The 1,220-nt window shown below is 59.0% G+C and carries 2 protein-coding genes and 1 tRNA gene; 2 read left to right on the top strand and 1 reads right to left on the bottom strand.

Going from position 1 to position 1,220, the window contains the following annotated elements; all coding sequences use genetic code 11:
- The first annotated feature begins 207 nt into the window (after window positions 1–207).
- Both QPM17_RS23610 and QPM17_RS23605 read left to right on the top strand, forming a co-directional pair.
- A complete protein-coding gene (locus QPM17_RS23610) occupies window positions 208–564 on the top strand; it encodes a hypothetical protein (RefSeq protein WP_285394188.1) in 357 nt (118 codons plus the stop codon).
- A gap of 244 nt (window positions 565–808) precedes the next feature.
- Window positions 809–885 (top strand) — tRNA-Pro (locus QPM17_RS23605).
- Window positions 886–960: 75 nt separating this feature from the next.
- On the opposite strand, the gene QPM17_RS23600 is transcribed toward QPM17_RS23605, so the two are convergent.
- Window positions 961–1,220 (bottom strand): helix-turn-helix domain-containing protein (locus QPM17_RS23600; protein ID WP_285394187.1); only part of this gene is annotated, 260 nt, incomplete at its 5' end.

Raw genomic sequence — 1,220 nt, 5'->3', positions numbered from 1 at the left:
GACTTCCCACATGCCAGGCTCCTATCCAGCTCGTACCCGCGGCTTCGACCGTACCAACAAAGCATGCCATGAACGGGGCGTAAAGCGTCATACCTCGGAAACGCAGAACATTTCATGATGCGACGCACCCGAATACAGGGGGACGACCCATCCGTGGACTACACTCAGTCTTATCCTCGCTCCGGCCAGCCGTCATGGGAGACGACCATGTTCCCTACCTTGCCCTCCTCAGCGCTCAGCCCCGCCTGGGAAGCCTCACAACCCATGATGGAGTGGTGGTCGCGACAATACCTGCAAAGTGTTACCCCCCTGACCCGATTCCAGCTCGCCTGGATGGAGTGCATCTGCGAAACGCTGCAGCAGGAGGCTCGCTTCCTCGAAGCGTTGGCCAACGTCAGCCAACGATTCGAGCAATGCTACGACACCCATGGCAACGACCCCATCAAGATGGGTGAATGCTATCAGGCGTTGGCCCGGGAGGTGACCGAACAGCATCTGGAAAGGCTGAAGCAGGTCGCCTCCCTGCCCCATGACCTACGCAGCAGAATCTGGGAAGCGCTCTGACCGATGCAATGCGCCGGCCGGCAGGCGGCCGTACCATCGGACCATGCAGCATCGGCGCAGGCGCTGGAAAGGCAAGCGCCTGAATGGAAAGTACAAAAGGGGCTTTTCATTTGCCAGCGAACACGCTAGTATACGCCTCGTTCTGAGGGCGCCGGCACGTTCCGGATGTCCTAAGCGTAGGAAACGCAATGCTCCTGAATCCGAACCCATCGGAGTGAGGAGCCAGGCTTTCCCTGCTGAACGTCGGAGCGTGGCGCAGCTTGGTAGCGCGCTGCAATGGGGTTGCAGAGGTCGCAGGTTCGAATCCTGTCGCTCCGACCACGAACACTCAGAGAAACCGCCACTTACGGATCATGCCGGGTGGCGGTTTTTCGTATGGAACGAAGAATGGGATGCTTACTGGCCGCCTTCCAGGTGCAAATAGAGAGGGTCGAAGTCGCCCGCTTCCGTCAATTTCCCCCAGTCGGGTATGGTGACCTGCGTTCCCTGGGTCTGAATCAGGCCATCGGCACGAAGCGCCTGAAAAATACGGTTCATGTGTACCGCACTGGTGCCAATCGCATCCGCCATCTCAGCCTGGGTAATCGGCAGGTCGAAGGTATTGCCTTCGACAAGCCCCACCGCTTTCAGGCGCAGCAGGAACTCGCAGAGAAGAT

This window comes from Marinobacter azerbaijanicus (assembly GCF_030250645.1).
In the GTDB taxonomy this organism is placed as follows: domain Bacteria; phylum Pseudomonadota; class Gammaproteobacteria; order Pseudomonadales; family Oleiphilaceae; genus Marinobacter; species Marinobacter azerbaijanicus.
The sequence above is the reverse complement of the archived record's forward strand: the minus strand, read 5'-3'. Positions and strand labels throughout refer to the sequence as shown.

What these genes read in the sequence shown, in the direction of transcription:
- QPM17_RS23610 (WP_285394188.1), top strand. Translation starts at nt 208, where the DNA reads ATGTTCCCTACCTTGCCCTCCTCAGCGCTCAGCCCCGCCTGGGAAGCC.